Raw genomic sequence first — 3670 nt, 5'->3', positions numbered from 1 at the left:
GGGGAGACCGGAATCCGGGAGATTCTGCGCCGCCCGGGCGCCGTCGAGCGTCGCGTGCGCCATCGCGTCACGCGTGAGGTAGGTCGAGTCGTCCTGGGTTCCGGTTCCTTGGAAATCGGGCACGAAAACGTTGAATCCTCGCGCGAGGAAGAAGTGCGCCTGGCCGATTTCGTATCCCAGGCCGATGCCGATTCCCGGTGAGACTTGCAGGTCCAGCACCTGCGGCATCGTCTTCGACGGTGCGCAGTGATCGCCGAGCCCCTGGGTGCCGGGAGAGAGCACGACCAACGGTCGTTCGCCGTGGCGCGGATCCACAGGGCCGTCATTTCGTAAGTAGAGGCCGGAAGTGGCCAGCGGAGCGCCGTAGGCGTCGGTCGATTCGTACAGCACACGCTCGGAGGTGGCGCTGAATCCGGCGGCGTCGGCGGCGCCGGTCGACCCGACGGCGGAGAGCGCATCGCCGGCTGCCGTCGTTCGCATCGGGGCGTCCTCGGTTCGGATGACCCGGCCCGGCGCGCCCTCGAGAGGAGCGGGATCGGTGTAGAACGGGGTATTGCGTTGATCCGGCGCCTGTCTCCACAACGACTCCAGCGGAGCACCGAACTGGCCACCGCCGCTGCCGGTACCCGTAGACAGCGAGCCCACCTCGGCTGCGGCCGGCGCCGACAGTGCACCCGCTGAGAGCGTTGCCGCGGTGAGGAGCAACGCCACACGGCGGAGGGGACGGTAACGGGGCACGCTGCGTCCGACGTCATCCGTTGAGCAGTTGGGCAGCGAAGTGGATGGATGCCTAGGCACAGTGAGCCCCTCCAAGTGGAAGTTCATCGGATACGTAGCTCGCCTAGGGACATTACGCGTGAGGCACGTCACACGCGGGTGAAATCGAATTCCCGCCGTGCACTGCTGATCGCGTCGGTGCTTACCGCGCCTGTTTCTCCGGCTGCTCGCTACCTCTATCGCGCGCGGGTGGGCACGGAGTACGCGGCGGCGGCATCGCGCACGTCGCGCACGTATTCCCCACTCGCGTTGTAGGACATGATGGCGTCGGTCCAGCCTTGCTCGGTCGACAGGTCGCGGCCGTAATCGCACAGCTTGAAGCCCGCCGTCAGCGCCGCGTCGTCGATGTTGTTGGGATCCGGATTCTCGTCGCCCGACGCATCGTGCCCGTAGTAGCGCCACGTCTCGGGGATGAACTGCATGGGGCCGACGGCGCGGTCGTGCTCCGGGTCCCCGTCGAGCTCGCCGCCGTCGGTGTCCGGAATGGAGGCGAAACCGGGGGAACCGTCCAGCGCGACACCGATGATCGGCGGCATCGCGTTACCGAACTCGTCGATCGCCGACCCGCCGTAGGTGCCGTGCCGGGTTTCGACGAAGCCGATGCCCGCGAGGGTATTCCACTGGAGGTTGCAGTTCGGGTAGTGGTAGGCGAGCTGCGCAGCGGCGTAGCCGTAGGCGGAGAGCGCGGCGACCGAGACGTTGGTGTCGTCGGTGAGCCCCTCGGCCCAGCTCGTGAGCTGCGAGCTCGGGCGCTCGCCGCCGGTCACCACGTCGACCATCGGCAGGGCGCGCCCCTCGGGCGGCGGCACGCCGGGCGGGATCGGCACGAAGGGCGATGCGATGTCGCCGCCACCGCACGCGGCCAGCCCAAACACCGCGCCCAGCGCCGCGATGGCACCGGCGCGGCGCGCCGTGGAGCGTCCTCGCCCGAAGATCCCTTGTCTAGACATTGCCAACCATTGTGCCTACCGCGTCTTTATGAAAGCTGAACGGGTGTCGTGATTTGTCGGCGGGGTCGACGCCGCCGACTTCGTTGAGACAAAGTTGCCTCTCAACCTGGCCGTTTACCCGCTCGAGAGTCCCGAAATCGGTTCAACGGTGTCAAGGACCACAGATACTCCGTGATCACTCACGTCCCACGCACACCAGGGATGGACAACGCGTCGACCCATTGCGCCTCTACCAGCGAACACTTGTGGAGGTTCCGGCCCGCCACCGCCCGTTGTGAGCTATGTTAATTTCATGTCTCTCGGGGTCAGGTCCGCTTTCCGTCGCGTGCTAAGTCTCTCGACTGTTCCGCTACTACTTGTGGCGATGGCTACCGCGTCTACCGGCCCTGCCACCGCAGAACCTCCCGCGGACGCTTTTGCAGGCGCGCAATGCCCCCTCGCGCGAAACACCACGTATGACGCCGCCGGCTCTGCACTGCACGAGCGCTGGCTTCGCGCGGCAACACAGGAAGCGGGAATCGACCTGGACGCCTGGAACCCGCGCGACGGGGTTCAGGCCAATGCCATCAACCTCGAACGCAGCTACGACCTGTACATGAAGTTCCAGCGAGAACACCCGGAACTGCGCTGGTCCGGAATGGGCGGGCTGTCCGGGTCGGACTTCGGCGGCGGTCTGCTCGACATGGATCTCGCCTCGACCGTCTACCACCTCCAGGGTGTTCAGCCTTTCGCCCGCCAGATCACCTCGGCCGTGCGCGACGCCGCGGGCCCGGCCGCGGTCGACCAGCTCCCTTCAGGCCTTCGCGCCCTCGCCTACGCGCCGGAACTCACGCCCGCCAATCTCGACCACATCATCAGCGAAATCCTCATCATGCAGAAGGCGATCTTCTGCGACCTCATGCCGATGCATCAGGCCTACGTCACCGAGGGGCTTCCTGCGCTGGAAGAAATGAATGCCGCGGGCGTGTTCCCAGACGAGGTGATGTCCGCGTGGCGCGACGTCGCCTCCGGGGATCCTGCGCGCGCCGCCGCCGGCAATGCCGTCTTGCTCCAGCGCGAGCAGGACGACGTGATCGCCGACCGCTGGGACGGGGTGCGCCACTTCCGCGACGGCCTTGGCGAGGCACTTACGTATGCCTCGACAGTTGTCGGCTCGCCTTCGGTCGGAGGTGTTGAGCCGATGCGCTCGTATCGCCCCATCGTTTTTGAGACTCAAGCACCCGACGGCCGCACGGCCATCGTCACCGTGCCCCTGCCTTCCTGGGACTGGTCGGTCCTCGACGAGCGTTGGAACTACATCGAGGACGAACTCCTACCCGGGTACAACGCGATGGCCGACAACCATTGGGACGAGCTCTACGCGCAGCTCAGCGTCCCGCAATCGGTACAGATGCAGCAGCACCGACCGATCGCAAACCTCGTCCCCATCGTGCAGAACGCCGCCGACACATTCAGAGTGGAGCTGCAATGAAACCCGCACTTCGTATCGCCCTGGCCGCGGCGTCGACCCTCGTTCTCACATGCGGGATCGCCCCCGCCGCGAACGCGCAGCACGACACCCCGGTTCGGACACCGCACATCACCGAACCGTTCGGCGACTACGTGCAATCAACGTTCACCGACGGCCGCTTTGCCACCGTCGACGAGCTCGTCGAACCCATCCGCACCCAGCACGAACCGTTCTACGACGAACCTGCGCTCGCGGGCGATGAGGCCCCGGGCACCGTGCTTAAATCCGAGCCCGTCGACGTGCAGTTCGCGGGCTTCCGGCCCGGAAATCTCCGAGCCTGGCGCACGATGTACGTGACGTCCGAGCGCGACGGCAGCCCCGGGATCAGCACCGGCATCGTGATGGCGCCGGACGACGGGAAGGACGACCGCACCAGGCCCGTGGTCGGCTATCAGGAGGCCAACGATTCCCTCGGCTCTCGCTGCCATCCGTC

At 66.5% G+C, this 3670-nt stretch carries 2 protein-coding genes and 2 pseudogenes; 2 read left to right on the top strand and 2 right to left on the bottom strand.

What is annotated here, in order from left to right; translation table 11 throughout:
* Positions 1 to 798: pseudogene (locus tag K8V11_RS00555) on the bottom strand (hypothetical protein); the annotation flags it as partial.
* A gap of 155 nt (positions 799 to 953) precedes the next feature.
* Positions 954 to 1727 carry a lytic transglycosylase domain-containing protein gene (locus K8V11_RS00550; RefSeq protein ID WP_303910210.1) on the bottom strand — a complete coding sequence of 258 codons (774 nt, stop codon included), beginning with the start codon at positions 1725 to 1727 and terminating at the stop codon, positions 954 to 956.
* Positions 1728 to 2091: 364 nt separating this feature from the next.
* On the opposite strand from K8V11_RS00550, the gene K8V11_RS00545 reads away from it, so the two are divergent.
* Together K8V11_RS00545 and K8V11_RS00540 are read left to right on the top strand one after the other, a co-directional pair.
* Complete coding sequence (locus K8V11_RS00545) at positions 2092 to 3198, top strand: hypothetical protein (RefSeq protein ID WP_303910208.1); 1107 nt, start codon at positions 2092 to 2094, stop codon at positions 3196 to 3198.
* Positions 3195 to 3670: pseudogene (locus K8V11_RS00540) on the top strand (lipase); the annotation flags it as partial. The gene K8V11_RS00545 and the pseudogene K8V11_RS00540, both read left to right, overlap by 4 nt.

It is taken from the genome of Dietzia timorensis, assembly GCF_020742175.1.
In the GTDB taxonomy this organism is placed as follows: domain Bacteria; phylum Actinomycetota; class Actinomycetes; order Mycobacteriales; family Mycobacteriaceae; genus Dietzia; species Dietzia timorensis_A.
The sequence above is the reverse complement of the archived record's forward strand: the minus strand, read 5'-3'. Positions and strand labels throughout refer to the sequence as shown.

Bases quoted from the DNA above. Each gene is read 5' to 3' on its own strand.
- K8V11_RS00545 (WP_303910208.1), top strand. From the start codon at position 2,092: ATGGCTACCGCGTCTACCGGCCCTGCCACCGCAGAACCTCCCGCGGAC.
- K8V11_RS00550 (WP_303910210.1), bottom strand. From the start codon at position 1,727: ATGTCTAGACAAGGGATCTTCGGGCGAGGACGCTCCACGGCGCGCCGC.